Source organism: Thiomonas bhubaneswarensis, from assembly GCF_001418255.1.
GTDB lineage: Bacteria > Pseudomonadota > Gammaproteobacteria > Burkholderiales > Burkholderiaceae_C > Thiomonas > Thiomonas bhubaneswarensis.
In genome coordinates, this window is sequence record NZ_LIPV01000002.1 from 111347 (window position 1) to 137955 (window position 26609).

General features: G+C 66.3%; 25 protein-coding genes. 20 read left to right on the forward strand and 5 right to left on the reverse strand.

Annotated features, from left to right (window positions below; translation table 11 throughout):
- Positions 1–134: 134 nt before the first annotated feature.
- From ASC45_RS03035 to ASC45_RS03065, 7 genes are all read left to right on the forward strand, one after another.
- Complete coding sequence (locus ASC45_RS03035; RefSeq protein ID WP_055449805.1) at positions 135–1097, forward strand: DnaJ C-terminal domain-containing protein; 963 nt, start codon at positions 135–137, stop codon at positions 1095–1097.
- Positions 1094–1420, forward strand: a complete 327-nt coding sequence (locus tag ASC45_RS03040; protein ID WP_055449565.1) for a chaperone modulator CbpM — start codon at positions 1094–1096, stop codon at positions 1418–1420. Before ASC45_RS03035 ends, ASC45_RS03040 begins: the two co-directional genes overlap by 4 nt.
- Positions 1421–1470: 50 nt before the next feature.
- On the forward strand, positions 1471–2142 hold the full coding sequence (locus tag ASC45_RS03045) for a hypothetical protein (protein ID WP_245609934.1): 672 nt from the start codon (positions 1471–1473) through the stop codon (positions 2140–2142).
- A gap of 157 nt (positions 2143–2299) precedes the next feature.
- On the forward strand, positions 2300–7051 hold the full coding sequence (locus ASC45_RS03050; RefSeq protein ID WP_055449567.1) for a glutamate synthase-related protein: 4752 nt from the start codon (positions 2300–2302) through the stop codon (positions 7049–7051).
- A gap of 39 nt (positions 7052–7090) precedes the next feature.
- Positions 7091–8578 carry a glutamate synthase subunit beta gene (locus ASC45_RS03055; RefSeq protein WP_055449568.1) on the forward strand — a complete coding sequence of 496 codons (1488 nt, stop codon included), beginning with the start codon at positions 7091–7093 and terminating at the stop codon, positions 8576–8578.
- 79 nt (positions 8579–8657) lie between these two features.
- Entirely contained in the window at positions 8658–9287 is a 630-nt protein-coding gene (locus ASC45_RS03060; protein WP_055449569.1) for a gamma-glutamylcyclotransferase, read from the forward strand.
- Between the two features lie 80 nt (positions 9288–9367).
- Entirely contained in the window at positions 9368–10240 is an 873-nt protein-coding gene (locus ASC45_RS03065) for an EamA family transporter (RefSeq protein ID WP_211263342.1), read from the forward strand.
- A gap of 10 nt (positions 10241–10250) precedes the next feature.
- On the opposite strand, the gene ASC45_RS03070 is transcribed toward ASC45_RS03065, so the two are convergent.
- Together ASC45_RS03070 and ASC45_RS03075 are read right to left on the reverse strand one after the other, a co-directional pair.
- Entirely contained in the window at positions 10251–10451 is a 201-nt protein-coding gene (locus tag ASC45_RS03070; protein WP_245609935.1) for a zf-HC2 domain-containing protein, read from the reverse strand.
- On the reverse strand, positions 10448–11026 hold the full coding sequence (locus ASC45_RS03075; protein ID WP_055449572.1) for a sigma-70 family RNA polymerase sigma factor: 579 nt from the start codon (positions 11024–11026) through the stop codon (positions 10448–10450). The genes ASC45_RS03070 and ASC45_RS03075 overlap by 4 nt, the downstream gene beginning before the upstream one ends.
- Before the next feature lie 199 nt (positions 11027–11225).
- On the opposite strand from ASC45_RS03075, the gene ASC45_RS03080 reads away from it, so the two are divergent.
- From ASC45_RS03080 to ASC45_RS03110, 7 genes are all read left to right on the forward strand, one after another.
- Complete coding sequence (locus ASC45_RS03080; protein WP_055449573.1) at positions 11226–11552, forward strand: BufA1 family periplasmic bufferin-type metallophore; 327 nt, start codon at positions 11226–11228, stop codon at positions 11550–11552.
- 82 nt (positions 11553–11634) lie between these two features.
- Positions 11635–12561, forward strand: coding sequence for an MbnB/TglH/ChrH family RiPP precursor modification enzyme (locus tag ASC45_RS03085; protein ID WP_055449574.1), 927 nt, complete (start codon positions 11635–11637; stop codon positions 12559–12561).
- Positions 12558–13385 (forward strand): HvfC/BufC N-terminal domain-containing protein, encoded by an 828-nt coding sequence (locus ASC45_RS03090; RefSeq protein WP_055449575.1) that lies wholly within the window; start codon positions 12558–12560, stop codon positions 13383–13385. Before ASC45_RS03085 ends, ASC45_RS03090 begins: the two co-directional genes overlap by 4 nt.
- Positions 13386–13412: 27 nt before the next feature.
- Positions 13413–13889 carry a DoxX family protein gene (locus ASC45_RS03095; protein WP_082454216.1) on the forward strand — a complete coding sequence of 159 codons (477 nt, stop codon included), beginning with the start codon at positions 13413–13415 and terminating at the stop codon, positions 13887–13889.
- 135 nt (positions 13890–14024) lie between these two features.
- Entirely contained in the window at positions 14025–14543 is a 519-nt protein-coding gene (locus tag ASC45_RS03100; protein ID WP_055449576.1) for a hypothetical protein, read from the forward strand.
- 21 nt (positions 14544–14564) lie between these two features.
- Positions 14565–14828, forward strand: coding sequence for a hypothetical protein (locus tag ASC45_RS03105; protein ID WP_141655713.1), 264 nt, complete (start codon positions 14565–14567; stop codon positions 14826–14828).
- Positions 14829–14912: 84 nt separating this feature from the next.
- Entirely contained in the window at positions 14913–15650 is a 738-nt protein-coding gene (locus ASC45_RS03110; RefSeq protein ID WP_055449578.1) for a hemerythrin domain-containing protein, read from the forward strand.
- 13 nt (positions 15651–15663) lie between these two features.
- Here ASC45_RS03110 and ASC45_RS03115 read toward each other — a convergent pair whose 3' ends face one another.
- Positions 15664–17619 carry a GAF domain-containing protein gene (locus ASC45_RS03115; protein WP_342665684.1) on the reverse strand — a complete coding sequence of 652 codons (1956 nt, stop codon included), beginning with the start codon at positions 17617–17619 and terminating at the stop codon, positions 15664–15666.
- Between the two features lie 409 nt (positions 17620–18028).
- Between ASC45_RS03115 and ASC45_RS03120 the strand changes: the two genes are divergently transcribed.
- The 6 genes from ASC45_RS03120 (at position 18029) to ASC45_RS03145 (ending at position 24751) form a co-directional block, all read left to right on the forward strand.
- Positions 18029–20929, forward strand: coding sequence for an AMP-binding protein (locus tag ASC45_RS03120; protein ID WP_211263343.1), 2901 nt, complete (start codon positions 18029–18031; stop codon positions 20927–20929).
- A gap of 8 nt (positions 20930–20937) precedes the next feature.
- Positions 20938–21345 (forward strand): hypothetical protein, encoded by a 408-nt coding sequence (locus tag ASC45_RS03125; RefSeq protein ID WP_141655714.1) that lies wholly within the window; start codon positions 20938–20940, stop codon positions 21343–21345.
- A 12-nt stretch (positions 21346–21357) separates the two neighbouring features.
- Complete coding sequence (locus ASC45_RS03130; protein ID WP_055449809.1) at positions 21358–22368, forward strand: heavy metal-binding domain-containing protein; 1011 nt, start codon at positions 21358–21360, stop codon at positions 22366–22368.
- Positions 22369–22376: 8 nt separating this feature from the next.
- On the forward strand, positions 22377–23246 hold the full coding sequence (locus ASC45_RS03135) for a heavy metal-binding domain-containing protein (protein WP_055449580.1): 870 nt from the start codon (positions 22377–22379) through the stop codon (positions 23244–23246).
- Positions 23247–23312: 66 nt separating this feature from the next.
- Positions 23313–24017 carry a PspA/IM30 family protein gene (locus ASC45_RS03140; RefSeq protein WP_055449581.1) on the forward strand — a complete coding sequence of 235 codons (705 nt, stop codon included), beginning with the start codon at positions 23313–23315 and terminating at the stop codon, positions 24015–24017.
- A gap of 134 nt (positions 24018–24151) precedes the next feature.
- Complete coding sequence (locus tag ASC45_RS03145) at positions 24152–24751, forward strand: thioredoxin fold domain-containing protein (protein WP_055449582.1); 600 nt, start codon at positions 24152–24154, stop codon at positions 24749–24751.
- Positions 24752–24764: 13 nt separating this feature from the next.
- Here ASC45_RS03145 and ASC45_RS03150 read toward each other — a convergent pair whose 3' ends face one another.
- Together ASC45_RS03150 and ASC45_RS03155 are read right to left on the reverse strand one after the other, a co-directional pair.
- Complete coding sequence (locus tag ASC45_RS03150) at positions 24765–25382, reverse strand: thioredoxin fold domain-containing protein (protein ID WP_072242959.1); 618 nt, start codon at positions 25380–25382, stop codon at positions 24765–24767.
- Positions 25383–25515: 133 nt separating this feature from the next.
- Entirely contained in the window at positions 25516–26511 is a 996-nt protein-coding gene (locus ASC45_RS03155) for an SLAC1 anion channel family protein (protein ID WP_174514698.1), read from the reverse strand.
- Positions 26512–26609: the final 98 nt, after the last annotated feature.

Consider the following 26609-nt stretch of genomic DNA (forward strand, 5'->3'; position numbering starts at 1 on the left):
GTGCAGCACAAGAGTGCCTGCAGTGGCGGATGCATCGGCCGTGTATTCTAGGCCGATCGCGCCGTCGCCCGCGTTTTTGTAAATTCGGCTTTCGTCCCCATATGGCCGACAAGACTTCATGGCTGGATCGCACGATGGACTACAAGGACTACTACAAGGTGATGGGCGTGGAGCGCGGCGCCACGCAAGATGAAATCAAGCGGGCCTACCGCAAGCTCGCCCGCAAGTACCACCCGGACGTGAACAAGGAGGCCGGGGCCGAGGCCAAGTTCAAGGAACTGGGCGAGGCCTACGAGGTGCTCAAAGACCCGGAAAAGCGCGCGGCCTACGACCAGCTCGGCAGCAACTGGCGCGCCGGACAAGACTTCCAGCCCCCGCCGGGCTGGGGCGCGGGCTTCGAGCAGCGCGGCGGCATGCCCGAGAGCGAGGCCGACTTCAGCGACTTTTTCGAGGCGCTGTTCGCGCGCAGCGGAGCCGGGTCGCGTCGTGCAGGTGGGCGGGCGCAGGGCATGCACATGCGAGGGCAGGATCATCATGCGCAGATCCTCATCGACCTCGAAGACGCCTACCGCGGCGCAACCCGCACGCTCACCCTGCGCATGCCCGAGGTAGACGCGCAAGGCCATGTGGTGACGCGCGAGCGCACCCTGCAGGTGCAGATTCCGAAGGGCGTGCGCGCCGGGCAGCACATCCGGCTCGCCGGGCAGGGCGCGCCGGGCCTCGGCGAGGGCGGCGCCGGTGATCTGTATCTGGAGATCGGCTTCAATCCTCACGGCCTGTACCGCGTGGAAGGGCGCGACGTGTTCGTCGACCTGCCGCTGGCGCCCTGGGAGGCGGCACTGGGCGCGGAAGTGCAGGTGCCGACGCCGGACGGGCGTGTCGAACTCAAGATTCCTCCGACGACGGCTAGCGGCCGACGCCTGCGCCTGAAGGGCCGCGGCATTCCGGGGGCGACGCCGGGTGATCTTTACGTGATCGCGCAAATCGTGCTGCCGGCGGCCGACACCGACGCCGCCCGTTCGGCCTATCGGCGTATGCAGAGCGATTTTCCGGCGTTCAAGCCGCGCGCCCATCTGGATCAAGGAGCCGCATCATGAGCGACAAACTGACCGCCACGCCCCTGGTGGGCGTCGTCCTGGAAGAGCAGGTCGACATCACCGTCGATCAGATCTGTGCCCTCTGCCGGGTAGAGCACACGCAGGTCGTGCACCTGGTCGAGGAAGGTGTGATCGATCCGCTTCCCCCGACGCCTGCTCTCTCGGCGCAATGGCGATTCAGCGGCGAGGCGCTCTCGCGTGCGCGCCGCGCCCTGCGGCTGCAGCGAGAACTCGAACTCAATCCCGCAGCGGCGGCGCTAGTGCTCGATCTGCTCGATGAGGTTGCATCTCTGCGGCAGGCCCTGCGCGACTTCGCCGCCTGATGGCGCGTCAGGCCCGTTTTTGCAGTCCGGGGCGCGCTCACTTGGTGCGCATGCAAGCTGCCCAAGGCCCTTCACCCCTGGCAACGCCCGACCAGAGAGACCGGTTCTTGCAGGCGATGGCGCAGGGGCTCGCCCAGGTGTCGGTACGCCTGCATGCCTATGCGGTGCTGCCCGACGCGGTGCAGATGTTGCTCACCCCGCAGGCCGCGGAAGACTTGTCCCGTTTCGTGCAGGGGCTGGCGCGGCGCAGCAGCCGCGCCCGACCTGCCCCCCGCGTCGAGGCCCCCGAGCCTGTCGGCCGCGAGGCAGCATGGGCCGGGCGGTTTCAGAGCGCGCTGGTGCAACCTGGTGAATGGGAATTGACCTCCATGGTCTGGATCGACCGCGCCGCCGACCGCGCCGGGCTGGCGGGCGCCTCGCCCTGGCGCTGGAGCAGCCTGGGCGTTCACGTCGGTGAGGCCCCATCGAGCGCAGTACGCGGCCCCGCGCTCGCCGCCCCCGAGTCATATTGGCATTTGGGTAATACGCCCTTTGCGCGCGAAGCCGCCTACCGCGAACGTCTCGCCCACGGATGGACTGCCGAACTGGAGGACGCGCTGGACGCCGCCCTGCGACGAGGTCTGGCGGTGGGCGATGAAGTCTTTCTGACTCAAGTGGAGATGGAAACCGGGCGTCGTCTGCGACCAGCCGCGCGCGGGCGGCCGCGCATGAATATTGCTTGAGTCGGGGCGCAGACGCGATTCAATAATCTGTCCCTTTTTAGTGCCGTATTTGCGTGACTCGGGTATTTAATGGGGACGGAATAAAGATTTTTCCTTGCGCCTTGTGTTGCGATGCAGTAAATTCGCACCTCCTAGTCGACTTCATGCGGAGCCTGCCATGTCCACGCCCGAAATTTCCGCCTCCGGCGCCGAAATCGCTGCCCTCTCACGTGGCGGCCTGTATTGCCCACAAAACGAGCACGACGCCTGCGGCGTGGGTTTCGTGGCACACATCAAAGGGGTGAAGTCGCACGACATCGTGCAGAACGGCCTGCTCATCCTCAAGAATCTCGACCATCGCGGCGCGGTGGGGGCCGACAAGCTCATGGGCGACGGCGCAGGCATTCTGATCCAGATCCCCGACGCCTTCTTCCGTGAAGAAATGGCCAAGCAGGGCGTGGAACTGCCGCCGCCGGGTGAGTACGGCGTGGGCATGATTTTCCTGCCGCGCGAGGAGGCGTCACGTCTGGCGTGCGAGCAGGAAATCGAGCGGGCAGTGCGCGCCGAAGGGCAGGAACTGCTGGGTTGGCGTGACGTGGCTGTCGATGCCGAGATGCCGATGTCGCCCACGGTGCGCGCCAAGGAGCCGGTGATCCGTCAGGTGTTCATCGGTCGCGGCCCCGACGTGATGGTGACCGACGCGCTCGAGCGCAAGCTCTTCGTCATCCGCAAGACCGCGAGCCACGCCATCCAGAAGCTCAACCTGCGCCATGGCAAGGAGTATTTCGTGCCGTCGATGTCGGCGCGCACCATCGTCTACAAGGGCCTGCTGCTGGCCGATCAGGTGGGCGAGTATTACAAGGATCTGAAAGATCCGCGTGTGGTGTCGGCGCTGGCGCTGGTGCATCAGCGCTTTTCCACCAACACCTTTCCCGAATGGCCGCTGGCTCACCCTTATCGGCTGGTGGCGCACAACGGCGAGATCAACACCGTCAAGGGCAACTACAACTGGATGCGCGCACGCGAGGGCGCGGTGAGTTCGCCGGTGCTCGGCACCGATCTGCAAAAGCTCTGGCCACTGATCTACCCCGGTCAGAGCGATACCGCGAGCTTCGATAACTGTCTGGAGCTGCTGCTGATGGCGGGCTACCCGCTGTCGCACGCCATGATGATGATGATTCCCGAGGCGTGGGAGCAGCACACCCTGATGGACCCGCGCCGCCGCGCCTTCTACGAATATCACGCCGCCATGATGGAGCCGTGGGACGGCCCCGCCGCGATCGCCTTCACCGACGGCCGCCAGATCGGCGCCACGCTCGACCGCAACGGCCTGCGGCCGGCTCGCTACATCGTCACCGACGACGATCTGGTCATCATGGCGTCCGAGTCGGGCGTGCTGCCCATTCCCGAGAGCCACATCGTCAAGAAGTGGCGTCTGCAGCCGGGCAAGATGTTCCTCATCGACATGGAAGCTGGCCGCATCGTCGACGACAAGGAGATCAAGAGCCAGCTCGCCGGTGCGCGTCCCTACGGGCAGTGGATCGAGAACCTGCGTATCCGCATCGATGACCTCGATCATCTCGGCCACGCCGAGCCATCGCCCATTCCGCTGCTCGACCGCCAGCAGGCTTTCGGCTACACACAGGAAGACCTCAAGTTCCTCATGGCGCCGATGGCCGAGAAGGGCGACGAGGCCGTGGGTTCGATGGGCAACGACGCTGCGCTGGCGGTGCTGTCCAACCGCGCCAAGCCGCTCTACAACTACTTCAAGCAGTTGTTCGCACAGGTCACCAACCCGCCGATCGATTCGATCCGCGAGAACATGGTGATGTCGCTGGTGTCTTTCATCGGACCGCGCCCGAACCTGCTCGACATCAACCAGGTCAACCCGCCCATGCGCCTGGAGGTGAGCCAGCCCGTGCTCGACTACGACGACATGGCGCGCCTGCGCTCCATCGCCCAGCACACCGGGGGCAAGTTCCGCAGCTACGAGATCGACATCTGCTATCCCGTCGCCTGGGGGCAGGAAGGCATCGAGGCGCGCATCGCCTCGATCTGCGCCGAAGCGGTGGATGCGCTCAAGAGCGGTCACAACATCCTCATCATCACCGACCGCCACATGAACGCCGAGCGCGTGGCCATTCCGGCGCTGCTGGCCATGAGCGCGGTGCATCAGCACCTCACCACCCACGGCCTGCGCACGCAGACCGGGTTGGTCGTGGAAACCGGCAGCGCGCGCGAAACGCATCATTTCGCCGTGCTCGCGGGCTACGGCGCCGAAGCCGTCCACCCCTATCTGGCGCTGGACACCATCGCCGAGATGGCGCGCGACCTGCCGGGCGAACTCAGCGCCGACAAGGCCATCGCCAACTACATCAAGGCCATCGGCAAGGGCCTGCAGAAGGTGATGTCCAAGATGGGCATCTCCACCTATATGAGCTACTGCGGCGCACAGATCTTCGAGGCCGTGGGTCTGTCGCGTGAACTGGTGGACAAATACTTCACCGGCACCATCAGCCAGGTGGAAGGCATCGGCGTGTTCGAGGTCGGGGAAGAAGCGCTGCGGATGCACCGCGACGCCTTCGGCGACTCGCCCGTGCTCGCCAACATGCTCGACGCTGGCGGCGAGTATGCCTGGCGCACCCGCGGCGAAGAGCACATGTGGACGCCCGACGCCATCGCCAAGCTGCAGCATTCCACCCGCGCCGGCAACTACAACACCTACAAGGAATACGCGCAGATCATCAACGATCAGTCGCGCCGCATGCTCACGCTGCGCGGCCTGTTCGAGTTCAAGATCGATCCGAGCAAGGCCATTCCCATCGACGAGGTCGAGCCGGCCAGCGAAATCGTCAAGCGCTTTGCCACCGGCGCGATGTCGCTGGGCTCCATTTCAACGGAAGCGCACGCCACGCTCGCCGTGGCCATGAACCGCATCGGCGGCAAGAGCAACACCGGCGAAGGCGGCGAAGACCCGCTGCGCTACCGCCCTGAAATGCGCACCGGATCGAGCGGCATCAAGGATGGCGACACCCTGGGTTCGGTGCTGGGCGCCGACCGCGTCGTCAGCGACATTCCGCTCAAGAGCGGCGATTCGCTGCGCTCCAAGATCAAACAGGTCGCCTCGGGCCGCTTCGGCGTCACGGCCGAATACCTGGCTTCGGCTGACCAGATCCAGATCAAGATGGCACAGGGCGCCAAGCCTGGCGAGGGCGGGCAACTGCCCGGCGGCAAGGTTTCCGAATACATCGGCATGCTGCGCTACTCGGTGCCGGGCGTGGGCCTCATCTCGCCGCCGCCGCACCACGACATCTACTCCATCGAAGACCTGGCCCAGCTCATCCACGACCTGAAGAACGCCAACTCCCGCGCCTCCATCAGCGTCAAGCTGGTGGCCGAAAGCGGCGTGGGCACCGTGGCCACCGGGGTGGCCAAGGCCAAGGCCGACCATGTGGTCATCGCCGGACACGATGGCGGCACCGGCGCGTCGCCGCTGTCCTCCATCAAGCACGCGGGGTCGGCCTGGGAAATCGGCCTGGCTGAAACCCAGCAGACCCTGGTGCTCAACCGCCTGCGTAGCCGCATTCGGGTGCAGGTCGATGGTCAGATCAAGACCGGCCGCGACGTGGTCATCGGCGCGCTGCTGGGCGCCGACGAATTCGGCTTCGCCACCGCGCCGCTGGTGGTCGAAGGCTGCATCATGATGCGCAAGTGTCACCTCAACACCTGCCCGGTGGGCGTGGCCACGCAAGACCCGGCGCTGCGCAAGAAGTTCTCGGGCAAGCCCGAGCATGTGGTGAACTACTTCTTCTTCATCGCCGAGGAAGTACGCGCCATCATGGCCCAGCTCGGCGTGCGCAAGTTCGACGATCTGGTCGGCCGTGCCGACCTGCTCGATGCGCGCAAGGGCGTGGCGCACTGGAAGGCGCGTGGACTCGACTTCTCGCGCGTGTTCCACCAGCCCGATGTGCCCGCCGACGTCGCGCGCCGCCACGTCGAGGAGCAGGATCACGGCCTGAGCAAGGCGCTCGACCATGTGTTGATCGAACGCGCCCGTCCTGCACTGGAGCGCGGCGAAAAGGTGCAGTTCATCCAGAACGTGCGCAACGTCAACCGCACCGTGGGCGCCATGCTCTCCGGCGAAGTGGCGCGGCGCTACGGTCACGAGGGTCTGCCCGACGACACCATCCACATCCAGATGGAAGGCACGGGCGGCCAGAGTTTCGGCGCCTTCCTCGCCCGCGGCATCACCCTCTACCTCATCGGCGAGGCCAACGACTACACCGGCAAGGGGCTGTCAGGCGGCCGCGTGGTAGTGCGCCCCAGTCTCGATTTCCGCGGCGACGCGCCGGGCAACATCATCGTCGGCAACACCGTGCTCTACGGAGCCATCGAAGGCGAGGCCTTTTTCCGCGGCGTGGCGGGCGAGCGCTTCGCAGTGCGCAACTCCGGCGCCACTGCGGTGGTCGAAGGCACGGGCGACCACGGGTGCGAATACATGACCGGCGGCACGGTGCTGGTGCTGGGCGAGACCGGGCGCAACTTCGCCGCGGGCATGAGCGGCGGCATCGCCTACGTCTACGACGTCGATGGGCTGTTCGCCAAGCGCTGCAACACGTCCATGGTGGCCCTCGACAAGGTGCTGCCTGCGGCCGAGCAGAAGGCGCAGGTGGCCGAGGCGCTGTGGCACCGCGGCCAGACCGACGAGGCGCAGTTGCGCAAGCTGCTGCAGGATCACCTGCGCTGGACCGGCTCGCAGCGCGCGCGCGAACTGCTCGACACCTGGGAAGAGGCGCGCGGCCGCTTCGTCAAGGTGTTCCCGCATGAATACAAACGGGCTCTGGGCGAAATGGCTGCCAAGCGCGAAGCGCAGGCCGCCACCGCGAAAGCCAAGGCGCCCGTCGGCAACGCAAGCGTCCCCGCCAAATAACTGCAGTGCATCGTCAAGCACCACGAACAAGGACCGACCATGGGAAAAATCACCGGATTCATGGAATTCGAACGGCAGGAAGAGCAGTACGAAGCGCCAGCCGTGCGACTCAAGCACTGGAAGGAGTTCGTCCACGAACTGCCCGACGACAAGGCCAAGACTCAGGCCGGGCGTTGCATGGACTGCGGCATTCCGTTCTGCAACAACGGCTGCCCGGTCAACAACATCATTCCCGACTTCAACGATCTAGTGTGGCAGGGCGACTGGAAGCAGGCGCTCGACGTGCTGCACTCCACCAATAACTTCCCCGAGTTCACCGGCCGCATCTGTCCCGCCCCCTGTGAAGCGGCCTGCACCCTCGGCATCAACGAGGCGCCGGTGGGCATCAAGTCCATCGAGCACGCCATCATCGACCGTGGCTGGAAGGAGGGCTGGGTTCAGCCGCAGCCCGTGGAGCACAAGACGGGCAAGACCGTGGCCATCGTCGGCTCCGGCCCGGCCGGTCTGGCGGCGGCGCAGCAACTCGCCCGCGCCGGTCATGCCGTGACGGTGTTCGAGAAGAACGACCGCATCGGCGGCCTGTTGCGCTACGGCATTCCCGACTTCAAGATGGAAAAGAGCCACATCGACCGTCGCATCGCGCAGATGCAGGCCGAGGGTGTGACCTTCCGCACCGGCGTGCTGGTGGCCGAGATGCCCAAGGACGGCCCCGGAGCGACCGTGGCCAACTGGGCCAAGGAGACCATCACCCCCGAACAGTTGCAGGCGGAGTTCGACGCCGTACTGCTGACCGGCGGCGCCGAATGCCCGCGCGACCTGCCGGTGCCGGGCCGTGAACTCGACGGCATTCACTTCGCCATGGAATTCCTGCCGCTGCAGAACAAGGTCAACGCCGGCGACAAGCTGAAGAACCAGATCATGGCCACCGGCAAGCATGTGGTGGTGATCGGCGGCGGCGATACCGGCTCCGATTGCGTGGGCACCAGCAACCGCCACGGTGCGGCCAGCATCACCCAGTTCGAGGTCATGCCGCAGCCGCCCGAGCAGGAAAACAAGCCCCTGGTCTGGCCGTATTGGCCGATCAAGCTGCGTACCTCCAGCAGCCACGAAGAAGGCTGCTCACGCGACTGGGCGGTGGCGACCAAAGAGTTCGTGGCCGGCACCGGCAAGGACAAGAACAAGGTCAAGCAGCTCAAGGCCTGTCGCGTCGAGTGGAAGGACGGCCGCATGCAGGAAGTGCCCGGCAGCGAATTCACCCTCGACGCCGATCTGGTGCTGCTGGCCATGGGCTTCGTCCATCCGGTCTCCAGCGTGCTCGACGCCTTCGGCATCGACAAGGACGCGCGCGGCAATGCCAAGGCCGGTACCGAAGACGAAACGGGTTACGCCACCAATGTGCCCAAGGTTTTTGCGGCGGGTGACATGCGCCGCGGGCAGAGCCTGGTCGTCTGGGCGATCAGGGAGGGCCGCCAGGCCGCACGCGAGATCGACCGGTTTCTGACGGGGAGCACCGTTCTGCCTCGGTAATTCGCTTCCGGCCTTCGCGGCTCGCGCGTTCGGGCGAAACTTGATCCGGGTGAGCGCGAAGTTTGAGCACAATGCGGGCATGATGCGCGACGCTGAAAACGATCATGGCCTGCCCCAGTTTCCGGGGCGCGAGCCACAGGAGATGCTGGAGACCACTCTGGCCAGCCGCCCGCCCGGCGATCTCTGGGTGTTCGGCTACGGTTCGCTGATCTGGAACCCCGAGGTGCGCCACAACGAAGTGCGTCCGGCCCGCGTGTGGGGCTGGCGGCGCACGCTGCGCATGTGGTCGCGCATCAATCGCGGCACCGATGAGCAGCCCGGGCTGGTGTTCGCCCTGATGGCCGGCGGCTCCTGCAGCGGCATTGCGCTGCGCGTGCCGCAAGAGCACGCCGAGCGCGAATTGCATCAGCTCTGGAAGCGCGAAATGCCCCGAGCCGTCTACGATCCGCGCTGGCTTCCCACGCGTACCCCGCAGGGCGTCGTGCAGGCGCTGGCATTCACCCTGGCGCCCAGCAGCCCGAGCTATACCGGCGCGCTCGACGATGCGCAACTGCTGTCCATTCTGCGCACCTGTCGCGGCCGTTACGGCACCACTTACGACTATGTGGCGCGCACGGCACGGGCGCTGCGCGACATCGGCATCCGAGACGCCGAGATCGAGCGCATTATGCGTCTGGCCGAGCAGCATCGTCTCGACTGCGAGGCTTGAAGCGCGCAGCCCGTGGCCCGTTGACCCGCCTGCGCACTCTGGTCGCTTGCGACCCGAAGTGACACGTCTGGCCTGCCGAGTTGTCTTCCCATATTCCTCCACTGGCCTATTTCGCCGTTCTCGCCGGCGCCTTGCTGCACGCTGGATGGAACGTGGCGATACGCGCCGGAGCCGACCGGCGCATGGAAACCGCGCGGCTGGTCGTGGGCGGCAGTCTGGCGGCGTTGCTCGTGCTGCCCTTCCTGCGTCAGCCCGCAGCGGCGGCGTGGCCGCATCTGCTGCTGACCGCACTGCTGCATGTGGCTTACTTTGGCCTGCTGGCCGCGGCCTACGCCCGAGCGCGGGTGGCGGTGAGCTATCCGCTGATGCGTGGTGTCGCCCCGGTGCTGGTGCTGGTGGCGTCGATCTGGTTGTTCAGCGAGCCGCTGCGCCCGCTCGCCGTGGGCGGCGTGGCGGCTGTGGTGCTGGGGGTGCTGCTCCTGCGCGCGCGCCTGCTGCCCGGTGAGGGCGGCGCGCTGCGTTATGCGCTGGCCAATGCGGTGGTGATCGCGGCCTACACCCTCAACGACGCCGCGGGCGCCAGGTTGTCGGGTGCACCCATGAGCTACGCCCTGTGGACCTTTCCGCTCACTGCCCTGCCCACCGTGTGGTGGCTCATGCGCGGGCGGCGGCTGGGTACCTTGCTACTGCCCACGCCTGGGCAGCCCGCATCGCTGCGCCAATCCGTCCGGTTGCTGCTGCGTGGCATGGGCGGCGGAGCCAGCAGCCTGGTTTCGTATGCCCTGGCGCTCTGGGCCATGACCGTGGCACCCGTGGGGCCGGTGGCCGCACTGCGCGAGACGGCCATGCTCTTCGGGCTGCTGCTGGCCTGGCTGTTTCTCGGCGAACGCCCCACGCGGCGCGGTTTGCTCGCTGTGGTGTGCATCGCCTTGGGCGCCGCGCTGCTGCGTTAGCAGACCCTGGTCATTCGCCGTCGCTGTAGTTGCGCCAGGCTTGCATCGACTGGCGCATGGTCCGCACCTCCTGCGCGAAGTTGGGACAGGCTTTGCACACCAGGAAGTGAATGCGCACCGCCAGACGCTCGCCCACGTTGAGCGCACGATCCTCCCGCGCCAGAATCAGCGCAGCGACTTGTCGGCAGGTGCGGCGAAAGGGGTAGTTCACGTTGTCGGATTTCCAAACCAATTCAGTTGCAGGCATTCGCGCAGGCGCATGCGGGCGCGGTGCAGCATGGTCCAGACATTGGTCGAGGAAATGCACAATTCCTTACAGATGGCGTCGGTGTCGAGTTCCAGCCATTCGCGCATCAGGAACACCCGGCCGATCTGGCCGGGCAGCGCATCCATGCAGGCTTCGAGCACTTCGAAGAACTGGCGCTGCTGCAGAGCGTCGGCGGGAGTTTCCCAGGTCTGCGGCATGGTGCGGAAATGGCCGTCCGGGGCGAACACCAGGTCTTCGAGTACCTCGCCTTCGTCGTCGGTGTCGTAGGGCGCTTCGCGCTGGCGCAGGCGCAGCTGATCGAGCACCTTGTGTTTGAGGATGCCCACCACCCAGGTCTTGAACTGAGACTGCCCGGCAAACCGCGCCGCGCCTTCCAGCGCCGCCAGCAAGGTCTCGGACACGGCATCTTCAGCCCACGCCAGATTGCGCAACTGCAACTGCGCCAGACGCAGCAAGGTCGGGCGCAACGCCTCGATGCGGCGGTGCAGATCGGCTAGCTCGTCGGCGGCTGGGGACATGGGGCGGCAGAGTCGAAAGGCACTTGCATTCTTCCATAGGCACGGTGAATCCACCTGCGCGCATGGGTTGAGGGTTTCCCCTCATACGCCGTCTTGTCAGGAAAGCGAGCCCATCACGACTCATGCTCAACCCGCCCGATTTGCGACGGGTTAATGCAGGCGATGGGCCTGCGCAACCTCACCTTTCTGGAGATTCACCATGAACAAGCGTCAATTCCTCAGCACCGCCGCCGCCTCCATGCTCGCCCTGGGCGCGCTTGCAGCGGTGCCCGCGGCTCACGCCGAGACCATGGGCAAATGCTTCGGCGTGGCCACAGCCGGCCACAACGACTGCGCCGGACTGTCGGGCCTGCATTCGTGCAAGGGCACCAGCACCATGAACTACAACCCGGGCGATTTCGTCGTCAAGCCCACCGGCACATGCGAGAAGCTGGGGGGACTGAACATGGAACAGGCCAAGGCCATTCTGACCAGCCCGGAAAAGACCAAGGCTTTCGAGGCCGAGATGGCCAAGAAGATGAGCTGATGAATGTCCGACCCTCCGCATAGACGAGCCCGTTGCGGGTCTGTCGATGCGGAGGCGCTGCGATGATTCGAGGAGATGTGCCATGACCCTGCACCCAGCCCGATCCGGCATCGGCCTGCGCCAGCCTCATTACCGCGACTTCCACGCGGCGCAGCCCGATGTCGGTTTCGTCGAAGTCCACTCCGAGAATTTCTTCAACCCGTACGACGCCGCGGCCGCCGTACTCCAGCAGGTTCGGGCCGATCATGCCGTGAGCCTGCATGGCGTGGGGCTGGCACTGGGCTCGGCCTGTGGCCTCGACGTCCGGCATCTCGACCAACTCGCCGCGCTGGTGGCGCGCATCGAGCCGGTGCGCGTATCCGACCATGCCTGTTTCGCCCGCGCACCTTGGAGCGAACGCGGCATTGTGCATGCCAGCGACCTGCTGCCCATTGCCTTCACTGAGGCGCAGCTCGACATCTTCTGCGCCAACGTCGAGCAGGTGCAGGACAGATTGCGCCGCCCCATTCTGGTGGAAAACCTCAGCAGCTATCTCGACTTCGCCGAGGCCGATTTCACCGAGCCCGAGTTCTTCGCTGCGCTGGTGCGTCGCACCGGCTGCGGCATGCTGCTCGATGTCAACAACCTCATGGTCAATGCCAGGAACGCGAACCAACCCGCGCCGCTGCAGGCCGTGTGCGACTGGATCGACGCGCTGGCCGCGCTGCTGCCCGCCGGTGCCGTGGGCGAGATTCACCTCGCCGGCCATAGCGTGCAGAACGGCCTGGTCATCGACGATCACGCCGACCTGGTGTCGTTGCCGGTCTGGATGGCCTATGTTCACGCGCTGCGCCGATTCGGCGCCACGCCCACACTGATCGAATGGGACGACCGTCTGCCCGCACTCCCCGTGCTGCTCGGCGAGGCCGAGCAGGCCCAGCGCCTGCTCGATGAACAAGGGCAAGAGCCGCTCACTTACCGGCACGCCGGGGCCGACACTCCTTCATTCCCGCAGGAGATGGCGGCATGAACGCCCCCCTCGCGTCACGCGGCGAGCACCGAGAGGCCGCTCGCCAGCAGGCCCTCGTGGCGCTGCTGTTCGCGCCCCAGGCCATGGCAGAGCGCCCCTCGGCACTCGGCGTGAAACAGTTCGGAGCCCGCTGGGCCGAGGGCCTCGCCGCCTACCGCGGCAGCGGGCGCGAGCATGCCCGCGTGGCGCTTCGCGCACAGTTCCCCACTGTGCTGGCCATGTTGGGCGAGCCGACATTCGACACGCTGGCCGCTCGGCACTGGCTTGCGCGCCCGCCTCGCAGGGGCGATCTCGCCTGGGTTGGCGAAGACTTCGCAGATACCCTGGCTGAGCAGCGAGATCTGCAAGCCTGGCCCTGGCTGGCCGACAGCGCACGGCTGGATTGGGCGCTGTGGAACGTGCTCCACGCTCGGCCCGCGGCGCTGAGGGCGGACGATCTGCAACGCCTGGCCTGTGAGCCGCCGCAGCGTCTGCGCCTGCGCCTGGCGCCCGGCACGCGTCTCGTAGCGTCGCGCTGGCCCATCGTCAGCCTGTGGCGGCTGCACCGCGCCGAAGCGCCCGATGTCGTCGCTTGTCGCGACGCGCTGCAAGGTATGGGCGAGATCGCCTGGGTCTGGCGCGAGGGTTGGCAAGCTCGGGCCGAGGTCTGCGCTGCGGATACCCAGCAATGGCTGCTGGCCTTGCAACAAGCGCCCACGCTGGAACACGCGCTGCAAGCCATCGATGACGGCGATTTCGATCCTGCTGCCTGGCTGCAACAGGCCGTCCGGCATGGCTGGATCGACACCGTCGAGCCGGTTTCGGCAACCCCTTCCATCCCCTGACTTCACGACCGACACAAGGAGACTTCCATGACCACGCTCACCGCCCCGCAGCGCCTGCGCTGCACCCTGCCCATGCGCCGCGCCTGGGGCAGGATCATCAACCTGCTCGACGGGTTGCAGGCCCCCGCGCTGCTTGCGGCCAGGCTGTATGTGTCATACGTCTTTTTCAACTCGGGCCTGCAGAGCTTGCGCGACTGGTCGGGCACGGTGTGGCTGTACGAAAACGAGTTCCACGTTGCGTTGCTGCCTCCGCACGTCGCCGCGGTGGCCGGTACGGCCGGCGAACTGCTGCTGCCGCCGTTGCTGGCGCTGGGCCTGTTCGGCCGCTTTGGCGCGCTCGGGCTGTTTGTCGTCAACGCCGTGGCGCTGCTGTCCTACATGTACGCCTTGCAACCTCCAGCGATCCTCATGCACGTCATCTGGGGCATCCTCATCGCTGTGGCGGCGCTGTGGGGGCCGGGCAAGTGGTCGGTGGACCATCTTCTGTCGCGGCGCCGAACCTAGGGCCTGTTGCGTTTAGCAAAGTTTTAGCAAGTCATGATGAAACTTTAAGTAACAAAAGAACGGTCGTTCTTTTATCGTTCTTCCCATGCCGGACGCGCATTGCGGCGGTCGGTTGCAACCAGGGAGAACATCATCATGAGCAGTTCGTTGTTTCGTGCCGCGGCGGTAGGCATCGCTTGCGGATTGTGGATGTCGGCAGGGGCGGCATCGGCCGCAGAAAACGGTCGCGTGTCGCCGCAGGGCAGCCCGGATGGCCCGGCGCGCGGCATGTATCTGCTGCGTATCACGGGATGCAATGACTGCCACACCCCAGGCTATGCCGAAAGCGGTGGCAGCACGCCGGGTTCGGCTTGGCTGACCGGCAACCCGGTGGGATTCAGCGGCCCCTGGGGTACGACTTACGCCGCCAACCTGCGGCTGGCCCTGGCCCGGATGAGCGAGGCGCAATGGCTGCAGCGGGCGCGTCAGCCGATGCGGCCACCGATGCCCTGGTTCGCCTTGCGCGACATGTCGGACGACGATCTTCGCGCCATTTTGGCCGCAGTACGCCAGCTCGGCCCCGCAGGGCAGGCGGCCCCGGCGTTCGTTCCTCCCGATCAACACGCGCAAGGTCTGGTCATTCACTTCGTGCCGCAGCCTGCGGCGGCGCGGTGATGCCTTACCGGGAGAATCGCCATGCTTAGGGAAGAGCATCAGACCCGATCAGCCCCAGCCGAACTTCAGCGCATGATGGAGCGGTTTCAAACCCTGCCGATCAGCGCGCGCTGCGGCAACGCCGAGGCATTGCTGCGCGCCGCGCCAGAGGCCGAGCGCGTTGCATGGCTCGACGCCTTGCGAGCGCATCTGCATCCGCAGGCGCTGGACATGCTGCTGGACCGGCTGCATCCGCTGCCCGGTCTGCCATCCGCGTTGTCTGCAAATTGCCAGAGCGCCCGGTAGCCAACCTTCAAGACCCCACACCTGCGGCGGCGCAGCAAGGCCGCAGGGTGTCATTGCCTTGCTGCGAACTTTCGAGGATTTGTCATGTTTGCATTTGAAGCCACGCCCGATCTCCTGATCCACGCCCGCCAGTCGCTGGTGCGCCCCGACCTCTACCGCCCCATCCACAAGGCGCTGCGCGCGTCGATGGCCGAGGTGATGGTCGCGCTGGGCCATCTCGATCTGGACGACACCGACGCCTTTGACCACACCCTGTTGCGTACGCAGCGCCTGCTCGATCACCTCGCTGCACATGTCGAGCATGAGAACACCTTTCTCCATCCCGCCATAGCCCGCGCCGCGCCTGATGCGGCGACGCACACCGCCGGGGAGCACGACGCGCATGCAGCCGACATTGCCGCGTTGCGTGAGCGGCTACAGGAGCTGAAAGACGCCTGCGGGCAGCGGGAGCGCCGCGCGCTGGCGCTGTGCCTTTACCGCGAGTTCGCCGCTTTCGTCGGCCGCAATCTGGTGCACATGCACGAGGAGGAGAGCGTCAACACGGCGGCCTTGTGGGCTGCGCACAGCGACGCCGAACTGCACGCCCTGCATGAGCGCCTAGTGGCGCATGTCGATCCGCAAATCCTCGCCGAGCTGCAGCCGTGGATGGTGCGCGCTCTCGATCCCGCGGAGCTTGCCGATCTGTATGCCGGTCTGCGCGCGTCGCTGCCGCCAGCCGCTTACGCCGCCGCGCTGGAACTGGCCCGGGCCGAACTCGAAGGTGAGCGCCATGCCGCGCTGGTGCGGGCGCTGATGGCGCCTGACCTCGCGCTGGCCGCGTGAGCGCAAGGTGGTTTCAGTCTGAGCCGGGTGTCTCGACCAGCCGCAGCGGCCGTTGCACGACCAGGCGGAAACGGCCGCGACCGGTCTTCTCCAGCAGCACACCACGCTGCTGCTCGGCAAGGCGGCGGTCGAGCAGGATGAGACGGGCTTCGAGGTTGTCGGTCAGGTCGGGCAGGCCAAGCGCGGAGTCGAGGCGAAGCTCCTTGTTGCTGAAGGCGGTGCGGCCTTGACGCACATAGTCGCGCACCAGTCGCATGAAAATGGCACCGGCCACGCCTTTGATGAGATAGTGCTCGTCGAGAAACACGCTGTCGTTGGCGGCGAAGTGGCGCACCATCAGTGGCGCGGCGTCTCGCGGTGGCGTGGGTGCAGCGCTGGCTCCGGGCTCGGCGGGATCGTCTGCCTGCGCCAGAAGTAAAACGATGGCCTGGCCGAGCTGCTGGGCGAGGACGACCAGAGTGTCCTCGTCGGCTGCGTCGAAGCGCAGGTTGCGCGTGCTCTCGACGAACAGCACGCCGAGCAGCCGCCCGCTCTGGCAGATGGGCACGGCGAGCTGGCTGTGCGGCTGCGGCAGGCCGGGCAACGGAATTTCGGTTTCCAGGGCATGGCGTTCGGCGTCGCCCAGTTCCGCGCGTATGGCCTGGCTGTAGGCCGAGTCCTGGGTGTAGTAGCCGATGCGGATGGGAGTGCGCTGCTGCCCGGCCACTCCGATCACGCCCTGGCCGAGGGCGATTTCGGCGCCCACGCCGCTGTCGGCGTAGCCGCGGCTGGCCACGGCGTAGAGCGCGCTGCGGGCGGGGTCGAGCAGCAGCACCATGCTGTGCTGCATGTCCAGATGCTGCGCCAGATCGTCGAGCACGGTCTGGGTCAGCTCTGACAGATCGCCTGCGTTTTGCAGCCGTGCGCCCATGCGACGCAGCGCCTCCAGCCGACAGCAGGGAGGGTCCTCGACCACAAGCACCATGCCGGGCACGGGGTCGATACGGCGCACGCGGTACACATCCGCGCCGAGCAGGCGGAACACCCGCGCCATGCCGCTGTGCGAGGCGATGCCCGCCAGCCGCGCCTTCATCGCCTCGAACAGCGGCCCCTCGCTTTCGGTGCGCAGATAGTGCAGGGCCAGACGAAAGCTCTGGCCGGTGTCGGGGTGTATCAACAGCACCGACACCCGTGGGTTGGCCAGCACGTTTTCGCGCGTCTTGTTGAAGAACTGGAAGGTCAGCGCCACGTGATCGGCGTCGACATACTCCACCTGCGAGACATAGGTCACGTTGGGGGTGCCATCGGGCGCGCAAGAAGCCACGGCGGCCGGAATGATGCCCTCCAGACAGGCACGGATGGCGGCGAGGCTCACCGGGCGGCTGCGGCGTTCGGGCCGCAGGGTCGCGTTGCTTTGCCGTGCGGCGAAATCGTGCTCGAGCCGAGCGGGCAGATCGATGGCCGACGACGGGTCGGCGCGAGGTGCGGCCTGCGCACTGGTCAGGGGCTGGCCCGCGCGTGGACCGGGAGTCTGCTCGAACGACGCGTTCGGCCGAACCACGATGCGCAGGTCGGCGTCTTCAGGCGAGCCCAGCGCGGCGCGCAGCAACGCGCCCTGATGCGGGCCCATCAACAGCTCCACGTCGGCGACGAAGGCCTGTTGCGAGCGCGCGATGAAGGCACGGTCTTGTGCCGTCAGCGGCCTCAATTCCGCCGTGGCAGCCTTGATCTGCAGGGTGCGATGCGTGCTCGGGCGGGTGAACGCCACCGCGATGGGCGCACCGCCACGCAGATGGTCGAGCAGCGGCTGCGCTTTCTCCGCCACGACGAACAGCTCCACCACCGCGCCGCCCTCGCTGACCCGGCAGGCCAGCGCCCGGCCCACGCTGGGCTCGCCGTCTGCTGCCGAGGCGAGGATGATGGACAGCCCGCTCTGCAGGAAGCGCGCGGTTTCCTCGGACAGATGCAGCGGCATGGCGGCGTCGGGCATGATGGCTACTGGGCGGGGATCGATTCGCGGCAAGATAGGCTGGCATCGCCGCACTGTAAAGAAGAAGTCGCTGCCAAACCCTCTGCCAATGCACAGGCTGCGTCGCGGGGCGCCAAGGCCTGGCTGTTTTGCTGCGCACGGCCGGGGCTTGGGGCAAGCCCCGGCTCGCGTCGCATCTGGTTTCTTTGGCGAGCCTTAAGCCGCTGCACTTTCCTGGCCGACTTCGATCCAACCCAGAGTAAGGCTGCACATGGCCCTGCAGCAATGCCCCTCACGCCCACGGAGCGAGTCGAGGCAATGGGAGTTGGACATGGGTTCTGCACGCAGGCAAGTCGGCATCGCATCGGCGGCGGATGGCTTCGCGGTGGAGCAGTCCCCCGTGCTGCGAGGCACGCTTGGGTCCGAGGGGGTGTCAGTCCCCCCGGAGCGGCCGGATGATCTCGATCAGTTTTCCCGCTTGCTGGAAGTGGTTCGCACGCTCCATCTGGAGCTGAACCGCGACGCAGCAAGAACCGGCACAGTGGCACTCGACAGTGCACTCGACCGCGATCTTGGCTTCGACAGCCTGGCGCGGGTGGAGTTGCTGTTGCGACTGGAACGCGCCTTTGGTGTCAGCCTGCCTGAAGCCTTGCTGGAGCAGGCGCAGACCCCGCGCGATCTGCTGGTCGCGCTGCAGGCGGCAGCGCCCTTGCAGCGCGACGCGACCCAGGCCGGGCCGCACGGACTTGACCCGAAGGCCGGGCTGCAGGGTGCTGCGGCGGCTGCAACCAGCGACGTCCCCGACCAAGCCGCAACCCTGCTGGACGTGCTGCGCTGGCACGTGCAGCGCCACCCCGAGCGCACCCAGATCGTGCTGCTCACCGAAGAGGGCGAGCAGAGGGTCAGCTACGCCGATCTCTGGCGCGGGGCGCAGCACACGGCGCAGCAGTTGCAGGCCATGGGGGTTCGGCCGCGGCAAACGGTCGCCATCATGCTGCCCACTTGCGCCGACTATTTCACCCGCTACTTCGGGATCCTGCTGGCTGGCGCCATTCCGGTGCCCATCTATCCCCCGGCGCGGCTGTCGCAGATTGAGGATCATGTGCGTCGCCATGCCGGCATTCTGGCCAACGCACAGGCCGTGGCCCTGATCACCGTGCCCGAGGCCCTGCCGGTGGCGCATCTGCTCGAAGCGCTGGTACCGGGCCTTCATCGCGTGATCACCGAGGCCGACCAGCGCCCGCGCCCGCCCGCGCTGCCGGTTGCCGTCGCGGCAGACGACATTGCCTTCATCCAGTACACCTCCGGCAGCACCGGAGACCCCAAGGGTGTGGTGCTCACTCACGCCAATCTGCTGGCCAATGTCCGCGCCATCCATGCGGTGCTGCAACTAACACCCGACGATGTATTCGTGAGCTGGCTGCCGCTGTATCACGACATGGGGCTGATCGGCGCCTGGCTGTCCAGCCTCTACACCGGAAACCGCCTGGTCGTGATGTCGCCGCTGGCGTTTTTGCGGCGTCCGCAAAGCTGGCTCAAGGCGATTCATCGCTTTGGCGGTACACACACCGCGGCGCCGAATTTCGCCTACGAACTATGCCTGCGCCATGTGACCGATGCCGACATCACTGGCCTCGATCTGCACACCCTGCGGCTGGCGGCGAACGGCGCCGAGCCGGTGAACCCGGACACCATCGCCCGCTTCAGTGAGCGATTTGCGCCCTACGGCCTGCGGCCCGAGGCCATGACCCCGGTGTACGGTCTGGCCGAGAATTCGGTGGCGCTGCTCCTGTCCTCGCTGCAGCATGCACCGGTCATCGACACCATCGACCGTGCCGTGTTCGAGCAGACCCACCACGCCCAGCCCGCCGCCGCGAACGACCCGCACGCGCTGCACTTCGTTGCTTGTGGACAGGCCATTCCGGGACACCGCGTGCGCTTGGTCGACGACCTTGGCGAAGAAGTCGCCGAGCGGGTTGAAGGGCGGCTGGAATTCCAGGGCCCGTCCGCCACGAGCGGCTATTACCGCAGGCCGGACGAGACGCGAAAGTTGCTTCACGACGGCTGGCTCGACAGCGGCGACCGCGCCTATCGCGCAGGCGGCGAGATCTACATCACCGGGCGGGTCAAGGACATCATCATCCGTGGTGGGTGCAACATCTATCCGCACGAAGTCGAACTCGCCGTGGGCGAGTTGCCCGGCGTGCGCAAGGGCTGTGTGGTGGCCTTCGGCGTCACCGACACCGCGCGTGGCACCGAACGACTGGTGGTTCTGGCCGAAACCCGCGAAACCGACGCTGCAGTACGCGCCCACTTGCACGACGCCATTCTGCGCATAGTCACCGAGGTGCTGAGCGAGCCACCCGATGAGGTGGTGCTCGCCCCGCCGTACACCGTGCGCAAGACCTCCAGCGGCAAGCTGCGTCGTGCCGCCACCCGACAAGTGTGGGCCTCGGGCGGCATGGGCGCGAGTGCACCGGCGGCATGGCGACAATTCGCCCGACTGGTGCAAAGCGCCCTTGCCGCGCGCCTGCGACATGGGGCGGAGCACATCGTGCATGGGCTCTACGCCCTTTGGTGGTGGCTGGTGCTCGGGGCGATGATGCTGATCGTCTGGCCTATCACCGCGCTGCTGCCCCGACCGGCCTGGGCCTGGCGCTTTGCTCATCACGCCACGCGGCTGTTTCTGCTGCTGGTGGGCCAGCGTCTGCAGGTGCAGGGGCGCGAAGTCTTGCCGCAGCGCCCGCACATGCTCCTGGTCAATCATTCCAGCGATCTGGACGGACTGATGCTGCTTGCGGCGCTGCGCGGCCCCTACCGCTTCATCGCAAAAAACGAGCTGCTGAGCAATCCGGTGGCGCGCGTGTTTCTGCGCCACCTCGGCGCCGAGTTCATCGAACGCTTTGACGCCCGGGGAAGCGTGGCCTCGGCGCAGCGCATCAGCGCCCTGGCGGCGCAGGGCGCATCACTCTGCATCTTCCCTGAAGGCACCTTTCGGCGCGATCCCGGTTTGCTGGGCTTTCATCTTGGGCCGTTTGAAGCGGCGGTGAAGGCGGACATGCCGGTGGTACCCGTGATCCTGCGCGGCACGCGGACGGTGCTGCCCGACGGCGCGCATCTGCCGCATTGGCATTCGGTCCGCCTCACCATCGGCGCGCCACTGCATCCACGCCTTGAAGCTGGCACCAGCGCCTTCGACGCGGCCGTGCAACTGCGCGACGCCGCCCACGCCGCCATGCAGCAAGCTCTGCAGGCCAGCGCCGAGGCGCGGCGGAACTCACACTCTGCGCGCCCGTCCTTGGCCCTGCGCCAACGCTCACCCCACACATGACCAACGCCATGACCTCCCCAGACTCCAGCGCAAACGACGCCAGCAACATCGACCTGCAGGCCGCGTGGATACGCCGCTCCAGCGCTGACATCCAGGCCTTTGTCGAGGGCCTGGCGGCGCGTCTGGAAGGCGACCTGCCGGGACAGGTGGATGTGGTGCGCAAGCGTGACGGTCTGTTCGCCAAGACCAGCCATGTCCAGAGCATCACCGTGCGCACCGAAGAGTTTCATTACCTGCTCGAAAGACAGCCCTCCGGGGTGCGCACGCAGCGCGCCCGGGTGGTGGGCGGGGTCATTCTCAAGCGCGACGAACTGAGTCTGGCTGGCTGGATGGAAAGCCTGCTCGCCGCGCTGTTCTCGCAGTCCGGAGAACTGCAGCGCGCCAGCCAGTCGCTGCATGATTTTTTGATGAACTGAGAGGTGCAGGCCATGTCACTCTGGAATACCTTGAAGCAGCGCGTCGAAGGGGTGGCGCAGGATGCGCGGCACGCCGTGGACGGCCTGACCTCGACCGCCTACACCTTGGCTGCGCCGCGCGCGCTGACCGCCGAGGAGCTGGCGCGGCAACAAGCCTGGGCCGACGCCCTGCCCAACGGCGACCTGCCCGATTTCGTCAAGACGCGCCTTGCTGCCACGTCGCGGCGCGAACTGCCCTGGATCAGTACCGCGACCCCGGCCGAAATGCTTGCGCAGCGCAGTCACGGCATCGAACCGGTGGGCATGGTCAATGGCAATTGCTGGTATCACTTCGGCTACTCGTGGTCCGATGGCCATTACGACGGCTGGCATCAGGCCCTCGACCGCCTGAGGCTGGAAGCGGCGTTGCTGGGCGCCAATGCGGTGGTGGACGTGAAGCTGCAGGCACACCCAGGGCGCGAGCCGACCGAACTGGACTTCTCCCTGACCGGCACGGCGGTGCGCATCCGCGGACTCCCGCCGTCGAACGATCCTGCCGTGGCCACGGTCTCGGCGCTGCACTTCGTGCGTCTGCTCGACGATGGCGCAGTGCCGGTGGGCATTGCCATTGGCGCGCACTTCGACTGGTATCTGCCGCGAGGCGCAGTCTATGGCGCGGGGTTCGGCATGATGAACAGTGCGCCGTTCGGTGCCTCGGCGCAATCGGCGTATCAGGCCGGGGCGTTGTGGACCAATGCCGAGCTGCGCGAACTCTCTGCATTCCAGCAGCATGTGCGCCTGAGCGCCATCGAGCACTTGCGCAGCGATGGCCAGCGCCTGAACGCCTCGGTGCTGGCGCATACCGAATACAGCGAACTCAGCCGCGAGGACGGCGACGGCGGCGAACCGCCGCGTTTCCAGTGCCGCTATATCGCCCTCGGTACGGCTGTGGCCTACGAGCGCGAGCGCCCGCTGCGCTCGCGCGTCAGCCCCTCCTTCAGTCTGGCCGACCGCCAGCTCGAAGCCCCTTGCGCACAACCCTAGGAATCCCCATGAACGATATGACCTCGCCCCCGCAGGCCGCCGTGCCCGCCCCCGCAACGCAGGCCGCCGAGCAGCTTGCGCCCCACGCCGTCGAACGCCTCAAGGGTCTGCGTGCCCAAGGCAGCCACGAAGGCATTTTCACCTCAGACCTGTCGGTCAACGAATTCGTCATGGTGCGCCAGGCCGGGTTCGAACCCTTGGGGCTGGTGGTCGGCTCCTGCGTCTATCACCTCGGCATTCAGTACGGCCAGTGGTCCACCAGCATGGAAATGGACGTGCTGTCGCAGGCCATGTATCAAGCGCGCGAGCTGGCCATGAGCCGCATGGAACAGGAGGCCATTCTGCTGCGCGCCGACGGCGTGGTCGGCTTGCGCCTGGAGGTCAAGCGCATGGAATGGGACAAGGACATCCTGGAGTTCATGGCCATCGGCACGGCCATTGCCCACCGCACCGGCGACCCCGGATTCAAGGGCGTGGGCGGCAAGCCCTTCACCTCCGATCTGTCCGGACAGGACTTCTGGATGCTGCTCAAGTCAGGCTACCGGCCGATGGAAATGGTCATGGGCTCGTGCGTCTATCACGTTGCCCACCAGGGCGCGCTGCGCTCGCTGGGCAATATCGGCAGCAACGTGGAACTGGCGCAGTTCACCCAGGCCATGTACGACGCCCGCGAGCTGGCGATGGAGCGCATGCAGCACGAAGCCGCCGCCGCGCAGGCCGACGGCATCACCGGGGTGCAGTTGCACGAGGGCTCGCACAACTGGCAGCCGCATGTCATCGAGTTCTTCGCCGTCGGCACTGCGGTGAAGGCCATGGAGCAGGCCGACGCACTGGTCGATGCACTCGCTCCGCAACTCGTCATTCCGGTCAACGACTGAAAGCGCATCGGCCCGAAGCACTCAATCCCAGTCCTGCCTCCCTGTGCAATCCTGAAGGAGAACCTTATGTCCATGCTCAAACATGCCGCTGAAATTCTTGAAGCGCGAGTCAACACCTTTCTCAACCATGCCGACGATCCGTCGCAGACGCTCGATCTGTCCTACGAAAAAATGATCACCACCCTGCAGGACACCAAGCAGCATCTGGCCGACGTGATCACCGAGCGCATTTCGCTGGAAAACCAGATCACCGCAGCACGGCACGATGCCGACAAGGCCGAGGCCGACGCCCGCATGGCGCTGCAAGCGCAGCGCGAGGACTTGGCGCGCGCCGCCTTGGGCGAAAAGCAGGCCGCGCAGCAGAAAATCGACAGCCTGCAACAGTCACACGACAACATTGCGGCCCAGGCCGAAAAGCTCACCGCCTATGAGAGCAAGCTACAGGACCGCATCGAGCAATTCCGCACGCAGAAAGAGGTGATGAAGTCGCAGATGGCAGCCGCGAGCGCCGAGGTCGGCGTGTCTGAATCGCTCTCGGGTCTGGGCACCGGTCTGGCCGACGCCGGCGACGCCATGCGCCGCGCACAGGACAAGACGGCGCAGATGCAGGCCAAGGCCGAAGCCATGGAAGGCATGACTGAGGCCGGCATTCTGAGCGACCCGCTCGACGCGCGCGACAGCACCGAGAAGGAGCTCGACAAGCTGCGCAGCAGCACCGGAGTGGACGCCGATCTGGCCCGGCTGAAGTCCGAGATGGCGAACGCCAAATAAGGGCGCGTGGCGCGCAGGGCCGATCGGCGCCCCCATCCGCGCCAGCCTAGCCTGCCCATCACGCCACTCCTGCGTGCACCGGGCGTTTGCGGCATACTGCGCCGCAGAAAGATCCACAAAACCAGGAGACACGCATGCAGTCCACCCTACTCGCCACGCTGCGCATGGCCTTCGTCGCAGCCCTTGGTGCCAGCTTCATCGGCCTGTCCCCACTCGCCCATGCACAGCCGACCCAAAGCCAAAACCCCGACGCCGTGAAGGTGTTGGCCGAGATGGGCAAGGCCACCGTCATCACCCAGGGCAAGGGTCCGCGAGTGCTCAATGTTTTCATCGACGCCAACTGCCCTTACTGCCACGAACTGTTCATCGCCCTGCAGGGGAAGGCGGGCAAGGACGGGTTGCAGGTGCGGTGGGTGCCGGTGGCCGTGCTCGCGCCCAGCAGCGTGACCAAGGGCGCGGCCATCCTGCAGGCCAAGGATCGCCTGGCCGCGCTGCGCGACAACGAGCTGAACTACGGCAAAGGCCCCACAGGGCAGGGCGGCGGCATCACCCCTGCCACGCATGTGCTGCCTGCCACCAGTGCCATACTCAACGCCAACAACGCCTTGCTCGACGCCACCAGGTCGCCCGGGGTGCCGACCCTGCTCTACCGCGACAAGCAGGGCCAGGCCATGCTGGTGGTCGGCCCGCCCGATGCGCAGCAGCTCAAGGACATCCTCGCCAGTGTGAAATAAGAATGCGCGACTTTTAGCGCGCGCTGCGCAACACGATCGCCAGGGTGTTGTCGGGCAGCAGACCGTTGATCAGGTGGGCCCGGCCGTTTGCGGTGCGATAGAGCATGACGGGAAAACTGTCCAACCCGGCGCTGTGCATCAGCGCGGCGTTGACTTGCAACTTGTGCCGCACCGCCGCGCCGGGGTGAGCGAGGGGCCGGATGCCGCCGCCCGGAATCTCGCTGAAGTCCCAGTCGTTTTCGTTATGGCGAAACGCGGCCAGCGGGTCGGGCGCGGCAAGGATGGCTGCGGCCTTGCCCGGGCTGCTGGCATGCAGGGTGCCGACGATGATCCAGCGCAGTTGCAGGCCATCACGGCCGACCACCGAACGTGTCGCCAGATACAGCTTGTGCGAAAACGGGCAGTTCGGGTCGACGAACACATAGACGATGCGCGGGCCGTTGCCTTCGGCCACCCAACTCGCCTGGCCGATGCGCGCCCACAGCCTGGCGGCGCGCGCCGCATCGGGGTTTGCCGCCCAATCGTCCTCGGCCGCCGCGGCAGCACGCGCCATGACCCCATGCAGCGCAGCGACGAGCGCGACCCAGCGCAACACTCGGCGCCGCGATGGCAATGGGCAGTCGGTCGGCATGGACGTTCTTCCAGACATGCCCGACGTTAGGCAGCCTCATGCGCCGTGTAAACCGCGCTTACCCTCAGAGACCCAGCTTGCGCGCGAAAAAAACCCGGCCGCGGCCGGGTTCGAGGTCGAGCGTGAGCCTGCCTTACTCGGGGATGAACACCTTGCCCGCCGCAATGGCCTTGAGGGTGAGCACCACCAGCAGGGCGATCAGCGCCGTGGTTAGCGCCAGCAGCGCGCCTCCCAGGCCCATGAGGAAGCCGCTGCCGATCTTGCTGCCCATGGTGAGCGAGGCAATGGTGATGGCCGCCATCGGGAAGGAATAGGCCCACCACGACATGAAGAACGGCACCTTGCGGAACTGGGGCAGTTGGTAGAACAGCAGGAAGGTGGTGAACAGCGCGACGTAGAACAGCACCCGCGCGAAGTTGTCCACCACGCCGCCGTCGAGCGCCAGGTAGGAGAGAAAGCCCACGGCTGGCGGCGCGATCAGGATGAACAGCGTCGGCAGCAGCTTGGCGGGCACCGGCGGATGAAAGAAAAAGCGATTCATCATCACCGTCAGCAGCACGATCCAGAACACCAGGCCGACGCTGAAAAAGAACCACGAGATCTCGGGCGAGCCATGCGTCATGCCGGCAATCGGCACCAGGATGTTGCCCACCACCGGGATGAACCACGCCGGGGTGGAATGTTGAATCTGGTAGTGCGTGTGGTGAATCCACGAGGACATGATGACCAGGGTGAACACCAGATGCAGCGCCACGCCGCCCCACCACAGCGCCCACGACAGCCCGGGCTGCACATGCAGCAAGGCGATGGACAGCAGGATCGCGCTGATGGAAATGGCCGGAAAGAAGCTGATGCGCACCGGGTGATTGAACTCGGCGACGAACTCACCCGGATAGCGCGCCACCTTGGCCGCATAGCCCAGCAGCAACAGCACGAACAGCGCCAGCGCCGCATAGCTCAGCCCAATGCCCACGCCGTGCGGCATGGAAAGCACCTGCGCTGATTTGTGCCAGGCGATGGCCAGGCCCGTGGTGCCCATGATGGTGGCGAACAGGGTGATGGGAAAGTGCGCCAGCCAGCTGCTGGCGTGCGCCGGTTCGGCGGCTTGGGGGGATGGAGCTGTGGACATGGCGTGCAAAAATAGTTGAGAAAAACGGTACGGAATTGTGGGGGCTTGCGCCTGCTCGGTTATTGATCTGACGCAATATTGAAAAATTTTGATACATG